Annotated in this window: 19 protein-coding genes; 12 read left to right on the top strand and 7 right to left on the bottom strand. The window is 40.7% G+C overall.

Going from position 1 to position 20,128, the window contains the following annotated elements:
- The 3 genes from HNQ34_RS14405 to HNQ34_RS14415 all read left to right on the top strand — a co-directional run.
- On the top strand, nucleotides 1-838 hold an 838-nt coding region (locus HNQ34_RS14405), incomplete at its 5' end, for a Na+/H+ antiporter NhaC family protein (RefSeq protein WP_221277449.1).
- A gap of 162 nt (nucleotides 839-1,000) precedes the next feature.
- Nucleotides 1,001-1,429, top strand: coding sequence for an acyl-CoA thioesterase (locus HNQ34_RS14410; protein WP_183255844.1), 429 nt, complete (start codon nucleotides 1,001-1,003; stop codon nucleotides 1,427-1,429).
- A gap of 107 nt (nucleotides 1,430-1,536) precedes the next feature.
- Nucleotides 1,537-2,739, top strand: coding sequence for an acyl-CoA dehydrogenase family protein (locus HNQ34_RS14415; protein WP_183255846.1), 1,203 nt, complete (start codon nucleotides 1,537-1,539; stop codon nucleotides 2,737-2,739).
- Between the two features lie 109 nt (nucleotides 2,740-2,848).
- Here the strand turns inward: HNQ34_RS14415 and speE are convergent, their stop codons facing one another.
- Together speE and HNQ34_RS14425 are read right to left on the bottom strand one after the other, a co-directional pair.
- Nucleotides 2,849-3,718 (bottom strand): polyamine aminopropyltransferase, encoded by an 870-nt coding sequence (gene speE, locus HNQ34_RS14420; protein ID WP_183255847.1) that lies wholly within the window; start codon nucleotides 3,716-3,718, stop codon nucleotides 2,849-2,851.
- An 83-nt stretch (nucleotides 3,719-3,801) separates the two neighbouring features.
- The gene (locus tag HNQ34_RS14425) at nucleotides 3,802-4,245 is read right to left on the bottom strand and encodes an Rrf2 family transcriptional regulator (RefSeq protein WP_183255849.1); all 444 of its coding nucleotides are present in this window, start codon (nucleotides 4,243-4,245) and stop codon (nucleotides 3,802-3,804) included.
- Nucleotides 4,246-4,419: 174 nt separating this feature from the next.
- On the opposite strand from HNQ34_RS14425, the gene hmpA reads away from it, so the two are divergent.
- The 8 genes from hmpA to HNQ34_RS14465 all read left to right on the top strand — a co-directional run bounded on the left by hmpA (nucleotide 4,420) and on the right by HNQ34_RS14465 (nucleotide 13,084).
- On the top strand, nucleotides 4,420-5,658 hold the full coding sequence (gene hmpA, locus HNQ34_RS14430) for an NO-inducible flavohemoprotein (RefSeq protein WP_183255851.1): 1,239 nt from the start codon (nucleotides 4,420-4,422) through the stop codon (nucleotides 5,656-5,658).
- A 107-nt stretch (nucleotides 5,659-5,765) separates the two neighbouring features.
- Entirely contained in the window at nucleotides 5,766-6,668 is a 903-nt protein-coding gene (gene purU, locus HNQ34_RS14435) for a formyltetrahydrofolate deformylase (RefSeq protein ID WP_183255853.1), read from the top strand.
- A gap of 180 nt (nucleotides 6,669-6,848) precedes the next feature.
- Nucleotides 6,849-7,223, top strand: coding sequence for a helix-turn-helix transcriptional regulator (locus HNQ34_RS14440; protein WP_183255855.1), 375 nt, complete (start codon nucleotides 6,849-6,851; stop codon nucleotides 7,221-7,223).
- 139 nt (nucleotides 7,224-7,362) lie between these two features.
- Nucleotides 7,363-8,241: an ATP-binding protein gene (locus HNQ34_RS14445; RefSeq protein ID WP_183255857.1), complete on the top strand. Its 879-nt coding sequence runs from the start codon at nucleotides 7,363-7,365 to the stop codon at nucleotides 8,239-8,241.
- A 10-nt stretch (nucleotides 8,242-8,251) separates the two neighbouring features.
- Nucleotides 8,252-10,171: a vWA domain-containing protein gene (locus HNQ34_RS14450; protein WP_183255859.1), complete on the top strand. Its 1,920-nt coding sequence runs from the start codon at nucleotides 8,252-8,254 to the stop codon at nucleotides 10,169-10,171.
- Nucleotides 10,172-10,195: 24 nt separating this feature from the next.
- Nucleotides 10,196-11,440 (top strand): DHH family phosphoesterase, encoded by a 1,245-nt coding sequence (locus HNQ34_RS14455; RefSeq protein ID WP_183255861.1) that lies wholly within the window; start codon nucleotides 10,196-10,198, stop codon nucleotides 11,438-11,440.
- Between the two features lie 114 nt (nucleotides 11,441-11,554).
- Complete coding sequence (locus tag HNQ34_RS14460; protein ID WP_183255863.1) at nucleotides 11,555-12,742, top strand: LysM peptidoglycan-binding domain-containing protein; 1,188 nt, start codon at nucleotides 11,555-11,557, stop codon at nucleotides 12,740-12,742.
- 147 nt (nucleotides 12,743-12,889) lie between these two features.
- Nucleotides 12,890-13,084: a hypothetical protein gene (locus HNQ34_RS14465; RefSeq protein WP_183255865.1), complete on the top strand. Its 195-nt coding sequence runs from the start codon at nucleotides 12,890-12,892 to the stop codon at nucleotides 13,082-13,084.
- Nucleotides 13,085-13,325: 241 nt separating this feature from the next.
- Here the strand turns inward: HNQ34_RS14465 and HNQ34_RS14470 are convergent, their stop codons facing one another.
- The 5 genes from HNQ34_RS14470 to HNQ34_RS14490 all read right to left on the bottom strand — a co-directional run bounded on the left by HNQ34_RS14470 (nucleotide 13,326) and on the right by HNQ34_RS14490 (nucleotide 17,616).
- The gene (locus tag HNQ34_RS14470) at nucleotides 13,326-13,808 is read right to left on the bottom strand and encodes a hypothetical protein (protein ID WP_183255867.1); all 483 of its coding nucleotides are present in this window, start codon (nucleotides 13,806-13,808) and stop codon (nucleotides 13,326-13,328) included.
- A gap of 65 nt (nucleotides 13,809-13,873) precedes the next feature.
- Nucleotides 13,874-15,091 (bottom strand): DNA polymerase IV, encoded by a 1,218-nt coding sequence (locus HNQ34_RS14475; RefSeq protein WP_183255869.1) that lies wholly within the window; start codon nucleotides 15,089-15,091, stop codon nucleotides 13,874-13,876.
- Nucleotides 15,092-15,308: 217 nt separating this feature from the next.
- Nucleotides 15,309-15,482: a hypothetical protein gene (locus HNQ34_RS14480; RefSeq protein ID WP_183255871.1), complete on the bottom strand. Its 174-nt coding sequence runs from the start codon at nucleotides 15,480-15,482 to the stop codon at nucleotides 15,309-15,311.
- Between the two features lie 121 nt (nucleotides 15,483-15,603).
- Complete coding sequence (locus HNQ34_RS14485) at nucleotides 15,604-17,280, bottom strand: ABC1 kinase family protein (RefSeq protein WP_183255927.1); 1,677 nt, start codon at nucleotides 17,278-17,280, stop codon at nucleotides 15,604-15,606.
- Between the two features lie 45 nt (nucleotides 17,281-17,325).
- Nucleotides 17,326-17,616: a phasin family protein gene (locus HNQ34_RS14490; RefSeq protein WP_183255873.1), complete on the bottom strand. Its 291-nt coding sequence runs from the start codon at nucleotides 17,614-17,616 to the stop codon at nucleotides 17,326-17,328.
- 181 nt (nucleotides 17,617-17,797) lie between these two features.
- On the opposite strand from HNQ34_RS14490, the gene HNQ34_RS14495 reads away from it, so the two are divergent.
- Nucleotides 17,798-20,125 (top strand): TOTE conflict system archaeo-eukaryotic primase domain-containing protein, encoded by a 2,328-nt coding sequence (locus HNQ34_RS14495; protein ID WP_183255876.1) that lies wholly within the window; start codon nucleotides 17,798-17,800, stop codon nucleotides 20,123-20,125.
- Nucleotides 20,126-20,128: the final 3 nt, after the last annotated feature.

Here is a 20,128-nt window from a genome sequence, read left to right on the forward strand (position 1 = left end):
GAGCTTGCCGTATAATTTTTTTGCGATCATCGGGCTTATTGTTGGGATTGTGACGACATTTAAAAACATTCGGATCGGAAAAGAAGATGGCGAAAAGGAAGAAAGTAAAACTAATTATTTCCATCGATTAGGGTTAAAAAAAGAGCTTGCACTAGTCGTAGGGGAGCCGCTTCATCTGTTTTTTCCGCTTCTGTTTATTTTAGTGCTAACAATGTTTTTTCTTTGGTACGATGGGACGAAAAAAGGAGCTACGACGATTATTGCTGCTTTTTCCAATGCAGATGCAACGTTTGTGATGTTGTTGGCATTATTTGTGACCATCCTCATCACGGCTTTATTTTATTTCATTCGTCGCCAGAAGCTCCATGAATTGATTTATCATTTTTTTGATGGCGGCAATGAACTAATGGCGCCCATCAGCATGTTGATTCTCGTTTGGGCTTTATCTTTGACAGCGGAACACTTAGGATTTTCAACCTATATTACTTCTACGTTCGGAACGTTTTTGCCAAAAGAAATCGTTCCTGCGACGATGTTTGCTCTCGGATCTTTGATTTCTTATTTTATCGGCACATCATGGGGAACATGGGGGTTGTTTATGCCGCTTGGTGTGACGCTTGCGGTGGCGACAGGCGCCTCGCTGCCGATGACGGTAGGGGCTGTATTTGCCAGTGGCACATTTGGCGCGTTCGCCTCGCCGCTGGGAGACACAACGATTACAACCGCTTCGATTATGGATTTAGATTTAATGGAGTACGCCAAGTATAAACTGCAAATTTCGTTATTGTGCGGAATTTTATCGCTGATTAGCTATCTCGTTGTTCCATTGTTTTGGTGATAAGATCGATGGCCATCCATCGGACATTTTAATTGTAAAAAATAAACTATGTTCTAAATAATCAATATAACATTTAAATTTTTATTGAAATAAGAGGAAATTCCCGCTATCATATAAAAAACAAAATATACTGACTAGTCAGTTAAATAAAGGGGAGATTGGATGTCTGCTCATGTAACAACGATCACCGTTCGCTTTTGCGAAACAGACGCGCTTGGACATGTGAACAATACGAATTATTTTGTGTACTTAGAAGAAGCGCGAATCCGCTTATTTGAACAATTAGGATATGGCACTGATGTTCATGAATGGCGTTTTATTCTTGCTTCTGCGAAATGCGATTTTGTCAACCAAGCGTATTTTGGGCAAACGCTAAATGTGGAAACGAATGTATCGAAAATCGGGAATAAAAGCTTTCATATTGTCCATCGCATTTTAGATGCAAAGACGAAAGCATTAATTGCCATTGGCGAAACAGCTGTTGTTTATTTTAATTTTGAGACACAAAAAAGCGAGCCGATCCCGGATGACTTACGGCAACAATTGCAACGCTATATGTTGTCTGATGCCGAACAAGCAAAAGAAAGTTAATTTTTCCAAAAAGCTGTCAAAAAAAGACAGCTTTTTTGCATATTATTTTTCTTCTTCTCTAATAACAGGTAAAATGAAAAACAAAGAAAAAAGAAAAGGGGAGAATCATGAACGATTTATATCATTTGTTTCTTCGGACTGAACGAGAGAAACGCCTGCAACAACAAGCCGCACAGCTATCGAAACAGTTTCAACAGCGCGCTCATTGGCATGACGAGCAAGCAGTTTTTCCATTCGAGAATTTTGCACAGTTGAAAAAAGCGCATTTCCTCTCTCTTACTGTACCTAAACAATATGGGGGAGAAGAAATTTCGTTATATGAGTTTCTACTTGTACAAGAAACGATTGCTCAAGGAGATGGGGCAACCGCTTTATCACTCGGATGGCATTTAGGTATCGTGATGAATTTAGCAGAGCAGAAAAAATGGCCAAAAGAGGTGTTTGCCCGCATTTGCAAAGAAATTGTTGAAAAGCAAGTATTATTAAACAGCGCCCAATCAGAAACAGCAACAGGAAGCCCAGCACGTGGCGGGAAACCGGAAACGACCGCAGAAAAACGAAATGGCGGCTGGGTGATTTCCGGACGAAAGACGTATACATCGCTTGCTCCTGCGCTTGATTACTTTATCGTATCGGCCACGATAAAGGAAACAGGAGAAGTAGGAAACTTTTTAATTCCGAAAACTGCTTCTGGTCTCAAAATCGAAGAAACGTGGAATACGCTTGGAATGAGGGGGACGCGAAGTGATGATCTCATTTTAGAGAATGTAGTGGTAGACGAAAAAGCACTTGTTGAAATTCTTGGTTCATCACAGCAGAAAGGGAGAGCGCAAGGATGGCTTCTGCATATTCCTGCTTGTTATTTAGGGATTGCCATCGCTGCCCGTAATGAGGCGATCGCGTTTGCCAAATCGTATCAACCGAATACTTTACCACACCCGATTGCGGAAGTGCCGGAGGTTCGGCGAAAAATCGCACAAATCGATATCGAACTGATGGCTGCGCGCCATTTTATGTATTCGGTTGCTGATCGGTGGGATCGTCATCCCGATAAACGGGAAAAAATGAAAGAAGAATTGGCAGCGGTGAAATATGTAGCAACGAACATAGCGATAAACGCAGTGGATATGGCCATGCGTGTCGTCGGCGGTCAAAGTTTATTTGCTTCCCATCCGCTTCAACGCTACTATCGCGATGTTCGGGCAGGATTGCATAATCCTCCAGCTGACGATTTAACAATTTCTATCGTTGCCAGCCGCTCTTTTAACAAAAACGTCGGCGAAGATCCTACAACTTCCGAGCGGGCTTAGCCGCTGAAAGATAGGGCGGGGCGCCTCATACTGATAATGCCTAGAGCTAGACAGCGATTTTTTAGTAAATGCGCGAAAAACAGGGCATCCTTTTGGGAGCCCTGTTCCATTATGACAATATCGTTTTCATAAATTGCGGCAATTGAAAACATTGTGTCAATATGGCATCGTTAATATATTTTGTGTCAGCTGGCAACGACGATGTGTCAGGGAGTGAAAGAGGAATTTTCGCGCCAATTGTAAAGCTCCATAACCCGCCTGGATATGTCGGTACAGTTGCGGTGTAGATGGACGCATGCGGGAATAATTGACGAATGTTCGTATAAGTTTGTTTTAATATGTCCTTATGGAAGATCGGGGATTGGCTTTGGCAGACCATCATTCCGTCTTCCTTCAATGCGCGATGAATATTTTCATAGAAACTGTATGAAAATAATTCTTTCGCTGCACCAACAGGGTCGGAAGAATCGATAATGATGACATCGTACGTATTTGCGTGGTCTTTCACAAATGCCACTCCATCTGTATAAATAAACCGAACACGCGGATCCGATAAGTTCCCAGAAACTTCTGGCAAATGCTCTTTGCAAGATTGCACGACCTTTTCATCAATTTCGACCATATGAATTTCTTCGACATGTTTATATTTTGCTACTTCTCGTGCTGCTCCGCAATCTCCACCGCCAATAATTAATACTTTCTTCGGCGATGGATGAAATTGAAGTGGAACGTGAGAAATCATTTCGTTATAAATATGGCCGTCAATCGAGGTTGTTTGCACGACGCCATCGAGCACAAGCATTCTTCCGAAATCGTATGAGTCTAAAATCATGACATGCTGAAACGGAGATTGCTCAGAAAAGATAATCTCTTTAATCCGGTAGCTGATTTTTAAATTTTCACGGTCGTCTTCTGTCAACCAAAGTTCATCATTTTCCATTTTTAAATAAGGCGGTAATGATGTTAGTATGTCTTTCATTTTGACCTCCTTTGAACTTTAGCTTTTTGCACACCTTTCTAATATTAATATATTTTACGAAAGATGACAATTGAATACGTTTGTTACACTCGTTTTTGTTGGAAGATAGATTGCAAATGGTTTTTATTCGCAAGTAAATCGGCCAATGTATACGAATCTAACACGCGTAAAAACGCTTCTAACGCTTCGTGGAGCACATGCTTTAACCCACAAACAGGGGTGATAATACAATGGTTTCCATGAGCAGCAAAACATTCAACGAGCGATAAATTATCTTCTGTTTGGCGGACGACTGTGCCAATTTGAATGTCTTCTGGTTTTTTTGCAAGACGAATACCCCCGTTTCGCCCACGAATCGTTTCAATAAATCCTTGTTTTCCAAGCTCGTATACAATTTTACTTAAATGATTTTCCGAAATGGAAAATGCACGGGAGATTTCTTTAATATTCGTTTTTTCCCCTGGTTCTAATGATCCTAGAAAGAGAAGTACCCGGAGAGCATATTCGGTATAGTTTGTCAGTTGCATCGTTTTTCACACCTTTAAAAGCTTGTTTTGTTCATTAATTTTACCATATGTTTTAAACAAGCGCGAAATTGTGAACATTTTGTTAAAGGTGTATTTGAAATATTGCTTTTTTATTAAACGATATGTTTCAATAAACATGTATATAAAATACATGTTTTGTGAGGGGATTCGTTCATGAGTGAAACAAAACCATTATTAAGCAAAAAAACGATTGAAGTGATTCAATCAACTGTTCCTGTGCTTGAGCAATACGGAGAGCAAATTACGAAGCGCTTTTATCAGCTGATGTTCTCCAACCATCCAGAGCTGTTGAATATTTTTAACCACGCGCATCAAAAGCAAGGACGTCAGCCAAAAGCGTTAGCGGCTTCTATATACGCTGCTGCCAAACATATTGACAATCTCGAAGCGATTTTACCGGTCGTTAAACAAATCGGACATAAACATCGCAGCTTAGGGGTCAAAAAAGAGCATTATCCGATTGTCGGCAAGCATTTATTACTGGCGATTAAAGATGTGTTAGGCGATGCAGCGACAGATGAAGTGATCGACGCGTGGAAAGAAGCGTACGGAGTCATTGCGGATGTATTTATTCAAGTAGAGGAACAAATGTATAATGAAGCGGAGAAAAAAACAGGGGGATGGAAAGATTTCCGCAAATTTGTTGTACAGAAAAAAGTAAAAGAAAGCGATGTCATTACTTCGTTCTATCTCGTTCCAGAAGATCAAGGAGCGATTAGTGATTTCTTGCCGGGACAATATGTGAGTGTGAAAGTGGATATCCCGGGTGAAACATACACGCACATTCGCCAATATAGCTTGTCCGATGCTCCTGGAAAACAGTATTATCGAATTAGCGTGAAAAAAGAAGCAGCAACAGATGAGCAACCAGCTGGCATCGTTTCTAACTATTTGCACGACCATGTCCAAGAAGGGGACGTACTTGAATTGAGTGCACCAGCCGGAGATTTTACACTTGATATGACGAAAGAAACACCTGTTGTATTGATTAGCGGCGGAGTTGGCATTACTCCGTTATTAAGCATGGCCAACACATTAGTAATGAAGCAGCCGGAACGGAAAATAACTTTCATTCATGCCGCTGTAAATGGGAATGTCCACGCGTTCGATTCCCATATGACTCGCTTAACAGAAGAGCATGAGTCGCTTTCTTATTACATCTGTTATCAATCGCCGTCTGAAACGGATCGCCAAAAACCGCATTTTGCAAAAGAAGGATTTATTCATTTAGAATGGATTCAATCCGTTGTCCAAGATCAACATGCAGATTTTTATTTTTGTGGTCCGCTTCCATTTATGAAAACGGTCTATCATGCGTTGAAAGAATGGGGAGTTCCGGAAGAAAACATCCATTACGAATTTTTCGGTCCAGCTGGCGACTTAACAAAATAGTTTTATAACAGGCAATTGACTGCATTTTGAGAAAAACGGTTGGAATTCCAACCGTTTTTTTGTATGATTATGTGATATGAAAAATCGTATTTAGGAGGAAAATGAACATGCACACTTTTCGCGAACGTCGTCTGCAAACATTTTTACAAAATTATCAAAATCGTGCCCGTCTTGTTATTTCATGTCCGGATCAGCCCGGAATTGTGGCCGCAGTGACATCCTTTTTATACGAGCAGGGAGCCAATATTGTCGAATCGAGCCAATATTCCACTGATCCAGAAGGCGGTACATTTTTTTTGCGAATTGAGTTCGACGCTCCGGAAATCGCAGCGAGAAAAGAGCAAATTGAAAAAGATTTTCAAACGATCGCTCAAACTTTTCAAATGAATTGGCGCTTTCGCTTACATAATGATATGCAAAAGCTTGCAATTTTTGTTTCGAAAGAAGAACATTGTTTATTAGAATTGTTATGGGATTGGCAAGCAGGGGAGTTGTTGGCGGATATCGCCCTCGTCATCAGCAATCATGAATATATGAGAGAAAGTGTTGAGTCGATCGGTATTCCTTATTACTGCATTCCGGTGACAAAAGAAAGAAAAGAGGAAGCTGAACAAAAACAAATGGCGTTATTAAAAGAATATAAGATTGATACGATCGTACTTGCCCGTTATATGCAAATTTTATCGCCAAAGTTTGTTGCACAATTTCCGTCGCGCATTATCAATATCCATCACTCATTTCTTCCGGCGTTCGTCGGGGCAAGACCATATGAGCGCGCTTATGAGCGAGGGGTAAAATTGATCGGGGCGACTTCGCACTATGTAACAGACGATTTAGATGAAGGACCGATTATCGAACAAGATGTAGCGAGAGTGGATCACCGCTACCATCCGGAAGATTTAAAGCGAGTCGGACGCATTATTGAAAAAACAGTCCTTGTCCGAGCGTTAAAGTGGCATTTAGAAGATCGCGTCATTATTCATCAAAATAAGACGATTGTTTTTAACTAAACACATAAAAAGAAATGCCCGTCGCAGAACGGGTATTTCTTTTTTTGTTTCATATTTATAAAATAAACTATGTTCTAAATAAAAACACATTAAAAAAAGAAGGACTTTTATAAACAAAATTGAATGATTATAAAAAAGGGGTCAATTGTAAATACCTCTATTTATGAAAGGAGCTAGACCATGCGCGAAAAACGGACACCAAGTGGATTTTTATTAAAACAGCGTGCATTTTTAAAGTTGTATTTAATCACACTTACAGAGCAAGAACGTTTATATGGACTCAAAATATTAGACGTGCTGCGCCAAGAGTTTAAACCATATGGTTATAAACCGAACCATTCAGAAGTGTACAAAGCGTTGCACGATTTAATTGAGGACGGAATTTTAAAACAGGTAAAGCAAAAGAAAGAGGGCATGAAGTATCAAGAAGTCGTGTATTACCGGTTTGCTGATGGGGGATATGAAAAAGCGAAATTATATAAGCGGCAATTAAAAGCGGAATTAGATCGCTGCGAAGCGCTTATTCGCAAAGCCATTCAAGATAATTTTAGTTAATGGGGAGGATAGCTGACTCTCCCGTTTTATGTTTACATAATATTTTTATGTAAAACCAATCATCTTTTTTGCACCAAACAGACGGATTTAGTAGAATGATATGGTATTGATCAAACAAGAGAGAAAGGACGACGGCATCATGAATATTCCATCATTGCCTCATACGATCAAACAAATCATCCAAGAACGAAAGCAACGGTTTGCTTATCATGAAAATGAATATCTCATAGGCAAAGGCGGTTATACAGCAGCCGATGAAACCATTATATATGATGCCATCATTGCATTAGCACTCGGAAAAAACGTATTGTTAAAAGGGCCAACAGGAGCTGGAAAAACGAAACTAGCGGAAACGTTATCGTACTTATTTGGCCAGCCGATGCATAGCGTAAACTGCTCCGTTGATTTAGATGCAGAAGCATTGCTCGGCTTTAAAACGATTCAAGAACGAGACGGAAAAACAACGATTGAATTTATTCCGGGGCCTGTGATTCAAGCGATGAAAAAAGGACATTTACTCTATATTGATGAAATTAACATGGCCAAACCAGAAACGCTGCCGATTTTGAATGGAGTACTCGATTATCGGAAAACGATCACGAATCCATTTACTGGCGAAGTGGTCAAAGCGGAAAATACATTTGGAGTGATTGCAGCGATTAACGAAGGCTATATCGGAACGGTTCCTTTGAATGAAGCGCTGAAAAATCGCTTTATTGTCATTGATGTACCGTACATTCAAGGCGCTGCATTAAAATCTGTCTTGTTGGCGCAAAGTATATTAAAAGACGACGTATTAATCGAACGTTTTGTTAAACTCTCGGCAGATTTGCTTATCCAAGTCAAAAACGGTCAAATTTCTGAGGAAGCGGCTTCCATTCGTGCCTTAATTGACGCCTGTGACTTAGCCGTCTATTTGCCACCGCTTCGCGCGATTGAACGGGGAATAGTCGAAAAACTGGAAGATGACCGCGAGAAGGCAGCTGTGCGAAACATTGCCGAAACACTCTTTGAGTGAGGGAACAACGATGAGACGTTTCATCCAATTTAATGATAAAAAAATTGATTCGTTTTTATTTATGGAGCTATCCGATTTAACCAAAACGTTAACAAAACAAAATGATTGGGAAGTCAAATTCGGGTTTCAATCATATCTCGATTTTCAAAATCGAACATTATACGTCAGCTATTTTTGGGACAATCGGCCGAACGAAGAAAAAGTGAACGGTTTGAAAAGCGATGTATGTTTGCGAGCAGTTGGAACTTTGTTTCATACGGATGTTACTGAAGTGAAATCATTCATTGATAAAGCAACCATGACATCGATCCCCAGCTTTGCAAAACAGTTATTTATGCTGGCCGAAGATTTGCGGCTTGAGGAAATTTGCAAAAAAGAACGTCCTGGTACAAAAAAATGGTTTTCCACTCGCCGCCGCGTGTATCGTCATTATTTCCAAAGCCAAACGAATGCCAACTTGATGAAAAGCGTTTATACCGATGCGTTATTTACAGTCATCTATTTATTATTAACATCTGAATCGCCACTTGAAGATATTCCGATGATTTATGAACCGATTGACCGAATGATGCCGTGGCTTCGTCAAACGCTCGGTCAATTTTTTGATGCCGTTTCGACAAAAGATGTGGCTCGCGTCGCTTTCATGATTACAGAAACACTTGATGAAGTGCTGGAACATGATATGTTAAATACGTATTTTTATTTACCGGAACATAGCTATGGGACGGAAGAAGCAATGCTGACGATCGATGATATGAAACGGAAAAATGCGCTCAATAACCGTGATGTGCTGGATCAGAAAAAGAAAGGCGACGAGGATATTCATGAACAAAAATTGCCGACATGGCATCGTGAAACGAGCGATATGACGAAAAGCTTTTTACAATTCGAACTGGAGCAAGGATCACAAACCGATTTGTTAGGAGAAGGAGTACGGGAAGGGGAAGAAGGGGATCAGGCGCTCGCAATCGTTCAAGGTTCTGTGCAAAAAAGCAAACGGAACGATTATACGAAACAAAACGCCATCGAAAAGAAACGAGACATACGGCAAACAGGAAAAGGCGAACCGTATGGTAAAGAAAACAAATATGCCGAAGCGATTTTCCTTTCTCCTCAACCACCTTCTTTTCAACAACTTGCTGAGTATGAGAAGATGAAAGCAGAGATTGTTTCCTATCAGAAGAAGCTAAAAAAAATGATCGAAAAAACGCTGGAACATAAGAAAATAATGCCGCGCACCGATTTGCATTTTGGCCGTTTGCATAAAAAATTGCTTCGTTTATGGACAGACGAACAGCCGCGCCTGTTTTATAAAAAACATGAACCATCTATCGCAATCGATGCAGTCTTTACACTTTTAGTCGATTGCTCCGCCTCAATGCACGATAAAATGGAAGAAACGAAGCGGGGAATCGTTTTATTTCATGAGGCATTGAAATCGGTGTTTGTCCCTCACCAAATCGTCGGTTTTTGGGAAGATTCCAATGAAGCAAATGAAACGAAGCAACCGAATTATTTTCAGACGGTCATTTCTTTTTCTAAATCGCTTAAGAAACAAAGCGGTGCCGAAATTATTCAGCTCGAACCTCAAGAGGACAATCGCGACGGTTTTGCCATTCGCATTATGACGGGGCAGTTGTTACAGCGTACAGAGAAGCAAAAATTTTTATTAGTGTTTTCCGATGGAGAACCAGCAGCATACGGCTATGAACAAAACGGCATTATCGATACACATGAAGCCGTATTAGAAGCAAGAAAAAAAGGAATCGAGGTCATTAATATCTTTTTAGCGAACGGGGACATTGATGAAGGGCAACAAAAAACGATCCAAAACATTTACGGAAAGTACAGCATTTTCGTTCCAAACGTAGAACAGCTTCCGGACATTTTGTTTCCTCTTCTGAAAAAGCTATTGTATAAAAGTTTGTAGAACATAATAAGGGGAGAGGTATGAATGATCAAATTGTTTACAGACAGCGATTTAGACGGAATTGGCTGTGGATTGCTCGCTACTATTGCGTTTGGAGGCAAAGTAGATGTTTCGTATTGCTCGTATCGAAATTTAAATGAACGTGTGCGGCAATTTATTGAAAACGATACTCATGACGAAGCACACGTGTATATTACCGATCTAGCTGTAAACGAAGAAGTAGAAAAGAAGCTGGACGAACGGTTTCAAGCGGGAAAACATGTGCAAGTCATTGATCATCATGTCACTGCCCTTCATTTTAACCGTTATCCATGGGGCTGGGTGGAGCCGGTAAATAAGCATGGAAAAAAGACGTGCGCAACTTCGTTATTTTATGAATATCTTGTTCGCCAGCAAAAGTTGCAACGAAGTGAGGCATTAGATGAATTTGTTGAACTTGTCCGTCAATATGATACGTGGGAATGGGATGAAAATAATAACATCCAAGCAAAGCGTCTCAATGATTTATTGTCGATGCTAGGAATGGATGAGTTTGTGCAGCAAATGACCGAACGTTTGCAAGCGCAACAGATGTTTTCATTTACGGATATGGAAGAATTTTTGTTTCAAGTAGAAGAAAAGAAAATTCAGCGTTACATCCGCCTGAAACAGAAACAAATGGTGCAAACGTGGATCGATGAATATTGCGTCGGGATCGTATTTGCCGAACAACATATATCGGAATTAGGAAATGCATTATCCAAACGTTGTCCGCATTTGGATTTTATCGCTATGGTGAACCTTGGCACGAAACATATCGGGTTTCGAACGATCCATGATTTTGTGAATGTAGCGGAATTTGCTAAACGATTCGGCGGCGGAGGACATCCGAAAGCGTCAGGTTGTTTGATGGATGAGCATACTTTTTCAAGTTTTGCTATGACAGCTTTCCATCTTCCGCCCATTTATCACGATGCGGAACAAAACCGTTATAATATAAAAGAACATCACGAAGGAATTTTTTTCAAAAACAATGAAGAACAATGGTTTTTGCTTTTTTACGATGAGCAAAACAAATGGATCGTTTTGTGCGATGATGATCCATCGATTCCTTCTTTTTTAAGCTTTGAGGAAGCTGAGAGATGGGTAAAACGGCATTTTGCTGCGGGATTGGCAGAAGATGCGCTTGTAATCGATTATTTGCAGCAACAGCTTTTATGGTCGAAAGAAGATATGGTCGCCCGTTACCCGGAAGCAGTTGAACAGTATAAAAACAACAAAAGAAGTTGATGCACGGCGTCAGCTTCTTTTGTTGTTAGAATATTTCCAACAATTACAGTCTGCCTTCTCTGCGATCTTCCATGTAAAATAGGAATATGCCAAACTAGCAGAGAGAGGTGCAGCATGAGGAAAAAAACATGGGCAACAGGATTGACTTTGGCATTATTCGCTAGTGGAGTAGGACAAGTTCACGCACATGAACGGACGTACAAAGTTCAAACAGGAGATAGTTTATGGAAAATCGCTACCACGTATCGTATATCAGTAGAAGATTTAAAAGCATGGAATGCGCTAAAAGATGATCAAATTTATGTTGGACAAATGTTAACATTGTTACCGCCTCACCAGCACGAAACGACTTATACAGTAAAACTAGGAGATACATTATCCTCCATTGCCAAAACGTATCAAATTTTGATTGCGGACATTAAAATTCGCAATCAGCTGGCAAACGATTTTATTTATCCAGGACAGACGCTAATCATACCGACAGAAAAAGGAACATATACGACTCATACAGTACGGGCAGGAGAATCGCTTTCCATCATCGCCCGAGATTACGGCGTTTCGTTTGTTGATTTAAAATCTTGGAATCAATTAAACAAAGATACTGTTTTTGTTGGCCAAACATTATATGTCACAAAACCAGTAACTACCGTGCCAACTGCACCACCAACAACAGCAAAAGCTACCACATATACCGTACAACCTAGTGATAGTTTATATGCCATTGCATTAAAATACGGAACGAATGTCCAGCAGTTGAAAACGTTAAACAACTTATCTTCTGACACGATTTATGTTGGACAAGTATTAAAAATTGCCGACGGGCAACTTTCGAAGCCTGTAGCTCCCGATCGCTTGCAAGACGCTCTTTTCCCGCTTAAAGCAGGGACGTACACGCTGTTTGGAGATACGTATGGAGAAAGCCGGCAATATGGCGGTGACCGCGTTCATGAAGGAACAGACATTATCGCGTCAAAAGGGACACGAATTTACTCCGCAACAGACGGAACGATCATTCGAAAAGGGTGGAACGATTTTGGCGGCTGGCGTCTTACTGTCAAAACAAATGAAGGGATTTACATTTACTATGCACATATGCAAGGCTACGCACCGGGCATCGAACAAGGACAAACGGTAAAAAAAGGGCAACTCATCGGTTATGTAGGCGATTCTGGATATGGTCCGGTCGGAACGACAGGAAAATTTATTGCTCATTTGCATTTTGGCATGTATGATTTGAATTGGAATGCGATCAACCCTTATAGCTATTTGAAGTATTGGGAATGGAAAATAAATAATCCGTAACACACTTACAAACGTGTAGCTTAAATAGCTACACGTTTTTTAATTAAATATGGTGAGAGATTAATAAAAAGTTAACACAATTGTAACAGTTTATATATTTTAATGGACACAGATTTTCCCTATAATATAAATAGGGAGGTGAGAGTATTGAAACAGTATGTCTTTTCTTTTTACACAGAGCAAGCAAAACATGTTGTGCGGGAAGAAGCAATTCTTGCTGATGGAATGATGGACGCGTTTGTAAAAGCAAAAAAATTAATGAAAACATACGAAAAAGAACTGGGAACTCCTATCCGTGTTCAATACAAAGGTGTGCGCTACCGGAACATTGACATTGCGTAACTTGCATGGAAGGATGAGATTTATGATTTTTCAAAATCAAACATTCACTAACGTGCAGCGGTCAACCAATCGAGCCAACTAAGCCGCTGCACGTTTTATTTTTGTTTTCATCTCAATATAATAAGTTTACTTATATTTTGAGATGAAAAGTTTATAACTTCCTATAATTTATATTATGTAAACTAATAAAAACAAAAAATAAGGCAGTTGCTATTTACTACTGCCCTCTTAGTTTTTTTAGTTACACAATCTCGCTTATAACACAGCCGGCAAGCTTATTCTCTATTTTACTGTTGCGAAATAACCAATTTATTAAATGAGGCTCAGTGTTAAAAATTTCAACACTTACCTTCCCCTCAACAAATAGCAGAGCAAAGCGGACGCCTATTTTAATTAAAGAACCGTCAGAACCTTCAACGAAAAGAACGGTTCCGGAATAATGATAATCATCTAGATTACTTCCGAATTTCTTTTCATAATAATCAATGTTTTCACTTCGGTTCGGTCCAGCAATTTCCTTTAGAATTTGATAGAAATCTTTAATGTTTTCCTTGAAAATTTCTGGATAAAGCGATCCATAAATTTTATTGTCATGGATGGTTAGTTGGAACAAACTTAAATCTAATCGTTTTGTTAAAAGCTGTTCCCATTCAGCTTGAGTTAAAGTCTTTTCTGATTCAGCCACAAATTCACTAATAATCCCTAAGCTATAATATGTACCCATAAATGCCTCCCATTTTTATTATTTTACAATCGATTGTTTGAAGTTAGTTTATTACTATACATGTCTTAATTTTGTTGCTCCCTCTCTTTTTCTACCAAGGCGGCACCTTTTTGAATCGCTGTGTCGCCGAATTTTTTTCGGAGCTTCTCTACCGTTTTCCACAATGCTTCTATTTTGGCCTCTTCTTCATAATGAAACAAGTCTAGTTGCTTGACTGCTTCTTTGCGATCAAAGACGTCAAGAGCGGTGATGCCGAGCAATCGAATGGGCTCACTGTTCCAGTGCTTTTTCAATAAATGCGCTGCATAGCGAAAAATTTCTTCCGCTTCTTGAAACGGGTTGTCCCACGTTTTGCTGCGAGTGATCGTTTGGAAGTTGTGATAGCGGATCGTCAGTTGGATGGTTGTAGACACCACTCGCTTCTGTTTCATTCGTACGCTGACAGACTCCGCGAGTTCACGAAGTACTTGAAACAAAACATGTTCTTCTGTTACATCGTATGGAAGCGTTGTCGAGTTGCCGACTGATTTCCACTTCTCCCCCGCTTCTGGATCAACCGGACTGTGGTCAATGCCATTTGCCCGCTCTTTCAAACGAAGGCCATAAATACCGAGTTTTTGTTGGAGTGCTGTTTCTTCGGCTTTTGCTAAGTCGCCAATCGTGACAATCCCCATCGCATTCAGCTTTTCGGCGGTTTTGTCGCCTACTCCATGCATCTGCCCAACCGGCAGTGGCCATAATACGATTGGGACGTCGCGTTTGCGCAAGACAGTAATGCCGAGCGGTTTTTTCATTTCGCTTGCCATTTTCGCTAAAAACTTGTTCGGTGCAATGCCGATGCTGACAGGGATACGCAATGTTTCAAGTAGTCCGCGCTGAATATGGTGGGCTAATTCAAGCGGATGTTGGGACGATGAAACTTCTGTCACATCTAAATACCCTTCATCGATAGAAGCGCGCTCAAGAAGCGGAGAAATACGCTGTAAAAATGCGAACACTTGCTGGCTCATTTCGCGGTAAAGCGAAAAATTCGGTTTCCTCACAACAAGAGATGGGCATTTTTTCTTCGCTTCCCATAGCGGCATCGTCGTATAAATGCCAAAGCGTTGCTTAGCAATGTAATTAGCCGCTAGCACAATCCCCCTCCGTTCTTTCGGATCACCCGCTACGACGACCGCTTCGTCTTTCAGCGACGGATCACGCGCCACCTCGCAGCTCGCGAAAAACGAATTGCAGTCAATATGAAAAATAATACGTCCACGTTTTCCATTCGCCGCTTGCATATCTATTCCCTTTCTCTCGGCTTTTGTTTCTCTCTTTTATTTTACTTGATTCCCCACTTTTTGTAATATGTTTCTTACTCAAGAAACCGAGCTTATTTAGTGGTTTAGTGGATCAACGAAAGAAAAAGCTCCTGCGGCGGCAGAAAAGATGACGACAAGCCAAAGCAGGCACTTCCAGACGGTCAATAAACTAAAAGAAGCTAACGCAAGATAGAAATCAGCTGGAGTTTGAATCTTCTGTTCCCCTTCTTGAATTTAGTTGTGCCCAAGGCGACTCTTTATCTAATAATCCGCATGAGTTTTTGTACACATTTGTTTCGGCGATATGGTTCCCTGTTTCAATAATAGCTGCGAGTGGAAGAACGAACGTTGCCCCTTGACGCTCTTCCATTAGCAAACCGTCCACACGTTTATAGTCCCATTTGTTTTCTTCGCCGCCGCACACTTGCAGCCAGCAACATAAAAAAATCCCCCACTTCCACTGACGTTAGCCAGTAGTGGGGGAGTTCCACTCAAAACCTTCCTGATCTAAAAATCGAATATAAAAGCCAGCAAAACATTAAGGTAGCGACGAAAAAGCCAATTTCGATGGCCGGGATTTTCCACAACAATGTCGATTGTCTGCCCATCGAAGAGCCAATGATAATGCCGACCATAATGATGCTGAAGGAAAGCAAAACGATGCTAAACGATAAGCGGTTACTGATTTGGTCTAATTTTCTTAATAGAAAATCCAAGTCAGGGATGCCGATCTCTAGGCGCACTTTCCCTTGTTTCATCAGCCTCGTTAATTCTTTTACATTTTTCGGCAGATCCACGAACAGTTCACCGTAATCGGAAAGGCGTTTCCATGCCATTTCCGCTACGTTTTTCGGGCGGAGTCGTTCTTTTAGCAGCTGGCGACCAAACGGTTCGGCAATGTCGATAATGCTAAAGTCGGGATCCAATTTTTCCACGACCCCTTCTACCGTCAGCAACGCCTTCCCTAATAACGTTAAATCGCTCGGGATGCGGATCGAGTGGCGGAATGCAACGTGAAGCAAATCGTGAACCGCTACGCCGAGGCTGACTTGGCTCAACGGAATATGATAATATTTTTCTCTTAATTTCTCGATATCTTCGCGCAGCTGGCTTACATCTACATCATCCGGCACCAAGCCCATATCCCCAATCGTTTTCATGATTCCATCGGTGCTTTGGCGCATCAAAGCGATCATGAAGGACGATAAATGATATTTCATTTCTGACGTGATTCGTCCTACCATGCCGAAATCGATGAACGCAATCACGTTTCCTGGCAAGGCTAACACATTTCCCGGATGGGGGTCGCCGTGAAAAAAGCCTTTCATAAAAATTTGCTGGAACATTCCCTTGGCCAGCCGCTCCGCGAGAATTTTTAAGTTATAGCCGCGTTGTTTCAGCCGCTCAAGTTCCCCTAGTTTGATGCCTTCCACATATTCCATTGTCAGCACTTTTTTTGTTGAATAATCCCAAAACACTTTTGGCACATAAATCGTCGGATCGCTTTGAAACTGTTTGGAAAATTTCTCGGCATTGCGCGCTTCCACAGTGTAATCGAGCTCTAGGCGAAGCGATTTCGATAGTTCGTCCAATATATCCCGCATCTGATATTGCGCCGCCCATGCCAAGCGGCGTTCCGCGAGCACGGTCAAATCTTGAAGAATTTCCAAATCCGTTTCCATGATTGAGGCGATATGCGGACGCTGAATTTTCACCGCCACTTTTTCGCCGGAATGAAGGACCGCCCGATGAACTTGTCCGATCGAGGCGGCGGCAAGCGGAGCTTCCTCAAAAGAATGAAAAATATGATCCAGTTTCTCCCCCAACTCCTCCTCGATAATGCGGCGAACATCGGCAAACGAAAAAGGTGGGACTTGATCTTGCAATTTTTCCAGTTCACGAATAATGTGTTCTGGAATTAAATCGGGGCGCGTACTGGCCAGCTGGCCTAATTTCACGAAGGTTGGTCCTAATTCTTCAAGCACAAGGCGGATGCGCTCGCCGATCGTTTTTTCATTCTTCTCCTTTTTGTCCACACGCAGCCGTTGCGGAAGGGAAAGAAGCTGGGAAAAACCAATTTCTTCGACCACCATTTCAAAGCCATGGCGGAGCAAAGCGACAGCGATATCGCGATAGCGGCTCATATGGCGCATTCTTTTTCCAATCATCCGTCCATCTCCTTTAATGGCCATATGGGCGGCCCCGTTTGATTACTAGTCTTCTTTTTCTTCTAAACGGCGGATTCGTTGCTCTAATTGTTGCAGCTCGTCTTTCGTCACTAAATCGAATTTATCGATCACTTGTTTGATCTGTTCGCGCACGATACGTTGCAATTCCGCTTTTCTTTCTTCTGTTTGCTGCTTCCACTGGTCGATAACATCCTTCGATTCTTCAAGCGACAATTCCCCTTTTTTTACCAATTCATCAATTAGCTTTTCTACTTGTTCTTTGCTCGCTAACGCCAATCCGAGTCCAAACGCTAGCCCTTTTTTGAGAATGCTCATAATGACTACGGCCTCCTTCAATTTTTTATATCATGATATCACTTTCACAACCTTGTGTCGAGTTCTCCTATTCCAATAATATTTTTTCCTTCAGGTTAATGAAGTTGTGTTCACTTTTAACTTCTAGCGCAATGTTTTACAATAATATTAGCAGCTTATTAAAATGGTCAGAGGGAAGGTTATGGATATCCGAATTCAATTGGAACAGGTACTTGCGGAATGTGAACGTTTGAGAAAAGAAAACGAATATTTAAAACAAGTTCTTTCAACAATGATGCAAAAGAATAGGGACGTTCGTTCTGTTGTTCCTTCAGCTAATCTGATGGTCAATAACCGCTCCTCACCGGAAGAAAAGATTCGATTATTCAAGCGACTTTTCCGAGGCCGAACAGATGTATATGCGGTTCGCTGGGAGTCAAAAGATGGACGAACGGGATATACCCCGGCTTGTGCCTATGAATGGCAACCGCCTTTTTGTCGAAAACCGGAGATTAAATGTAGTGAGTGCAAACACCGAACGTTATTGCCACTAGATGATCAGGTACTTTACGATCATTTAAGTGGAAAACACACAATTGGAATTTATCCAATGCAAAAAGATGAAACTTGTTTCTTTTTAGCAATTGATTTTGATAAAAAGAATTGGAAAGAAGATGTATTAGCTTTTGTCAACATATGCAAACAGTTTTCCGTACCGTATAGTATTGAACGATCAAGGTCCGGAAATGGTGCACATGTATGGATCTTTTTCTCCGAAGCGATTTCTGCTTCGTTAGCTCGTAAAATGGGAATGGTGTTGCTTGCAAAAACGTTGGAAAATCGGTATGAACTCGGTTTAGATTCTTATGATCGGCTATTTCCGAATCAAGATACACTCCCTAAAGGTGGGTTTGGTAACTTAATCGCTTTACCTCTTCAACGAAAACCAAGAGCCAACGGGAATAGTGTATTTGTGGACGAATCTTTTACACCTTATCCAGATCAATGGCTATATTTGTCTTCTGTTCAAATGATGACAAAAAACGAAGTACGAGATGTTATACGGAAGTATGAAAATAAGTTGATTACTACTAATGAAATATATCCAAAGAAAGTAACAATTGAATTAAAAAATGGGCTATATGTAAAAAAAGATGGTGTTTCCTCTTCCCTTTTGACCAAGTTGACAAAAACAGCAACATTTGCAAACCCTGAATTTTATAAAGCCCAGAAAAGCCGTTTGTCAACATACGGGATACCACGAGTCATTAACTGTTCTTGGGAGGAAAGAGGATATTTAGTATTACCACGTGGTTGTTTGGAAGAGGTTATTGATCTCCTCTCATCTCTATCTATTCACGCTGAAGTCAATGACCATCGATTCGATGGTCAGGTAATTGAAGTACAATTTCACGGTGAGTTAACTTCCCAGCAACATGATGCTTTATCGCAACTACTGAAGCATGATATAGGAATTCTCTCGGCAACAACCGGTTTTGGAAAAACAGTGATAGCAGCGGCTTTAATTGCGGAACGAAAAGTTAATACGTTAGTCGTTGTTCATCGGGCGCAGTTGATACAACAATGGATAGAGCAATTATCTATGTTTCTTAATATCCCATCAAAAGAAATTGGACAAATCGGTGGCGGAAAAAACAAAATCACAGGAAATGTTGATATAGCTACTATTCAAAGCTTAAATTACAAAGGGGAACTGAAGTCGTCTATTACACAATACGGTCAAATTATTATTGATGAATGCCATCATATTTCTGCGTTCAGTTTTGAACAGGTATTAAAACAAATTCGTGCTAAGTATGTGTGTGGATTAACAGCTACACCGACACGTAAAGATGGGTTACATCCCATTATTCATATGCAGTGTGGGCCTGTTCGTTATAAAATTGATGGGAAAACACAAGCAAAAGTACGGCCATTCATTCATCGCTTAATACCGAGATATACAAATTTTACATCTTTAAACAAAGACATCCAACATCTTTATCATGAAATTGTAATTAATGAACAACGAAATCAACAATTGTTTGATGACGTATTGTCCGCACTTGAAGAAGGCCGCTGCCCGTTAGTTTTAACAGAACGAATTGAACATATTGAAATTTTGCAAAACCTCTTCAAAGGTTTTGCAAAAAATATTATTGTACTCTGTGGGAAAATGACGAAAAAAGAGAAAGCACAAGCACTACAAAAGCTTGCTTCTATTCCTGATGGTGTAGAGAGATTAGTGATTGCTACAGGTAAATATGTGGGTGAAGGGTTTGATAACACGAGGCTGGACACCTTATTTTTAGCAATGCCAATTTCGTGGAAAGGTACGTTACAACAATATGTAGGACGTCTGCACCGAATTCATGCGAATAAACAAGAAGTACGTGTATATGATTACGTCGATCACAAAATACCGATTATGAAAAAGATGTTTGAAAAAAGATTAGCAGGATACCGAGCAATGGGGTATATAATAGATGGAGAAAACGTTTCAGCCGAGGAGCAAATGAAGTTGTTTTAGCTC

It is taken from the genome of Anoxybacteroides tepidamans, from assembly GCF_014201465.1.
Classification (GTDB): domain Bacteria; phylum Bacillota; class Bacilli; order Bacillales; family Anoxybacillaceae; genus Anoxybacteroides; species Anoxybacteroides tepidamans.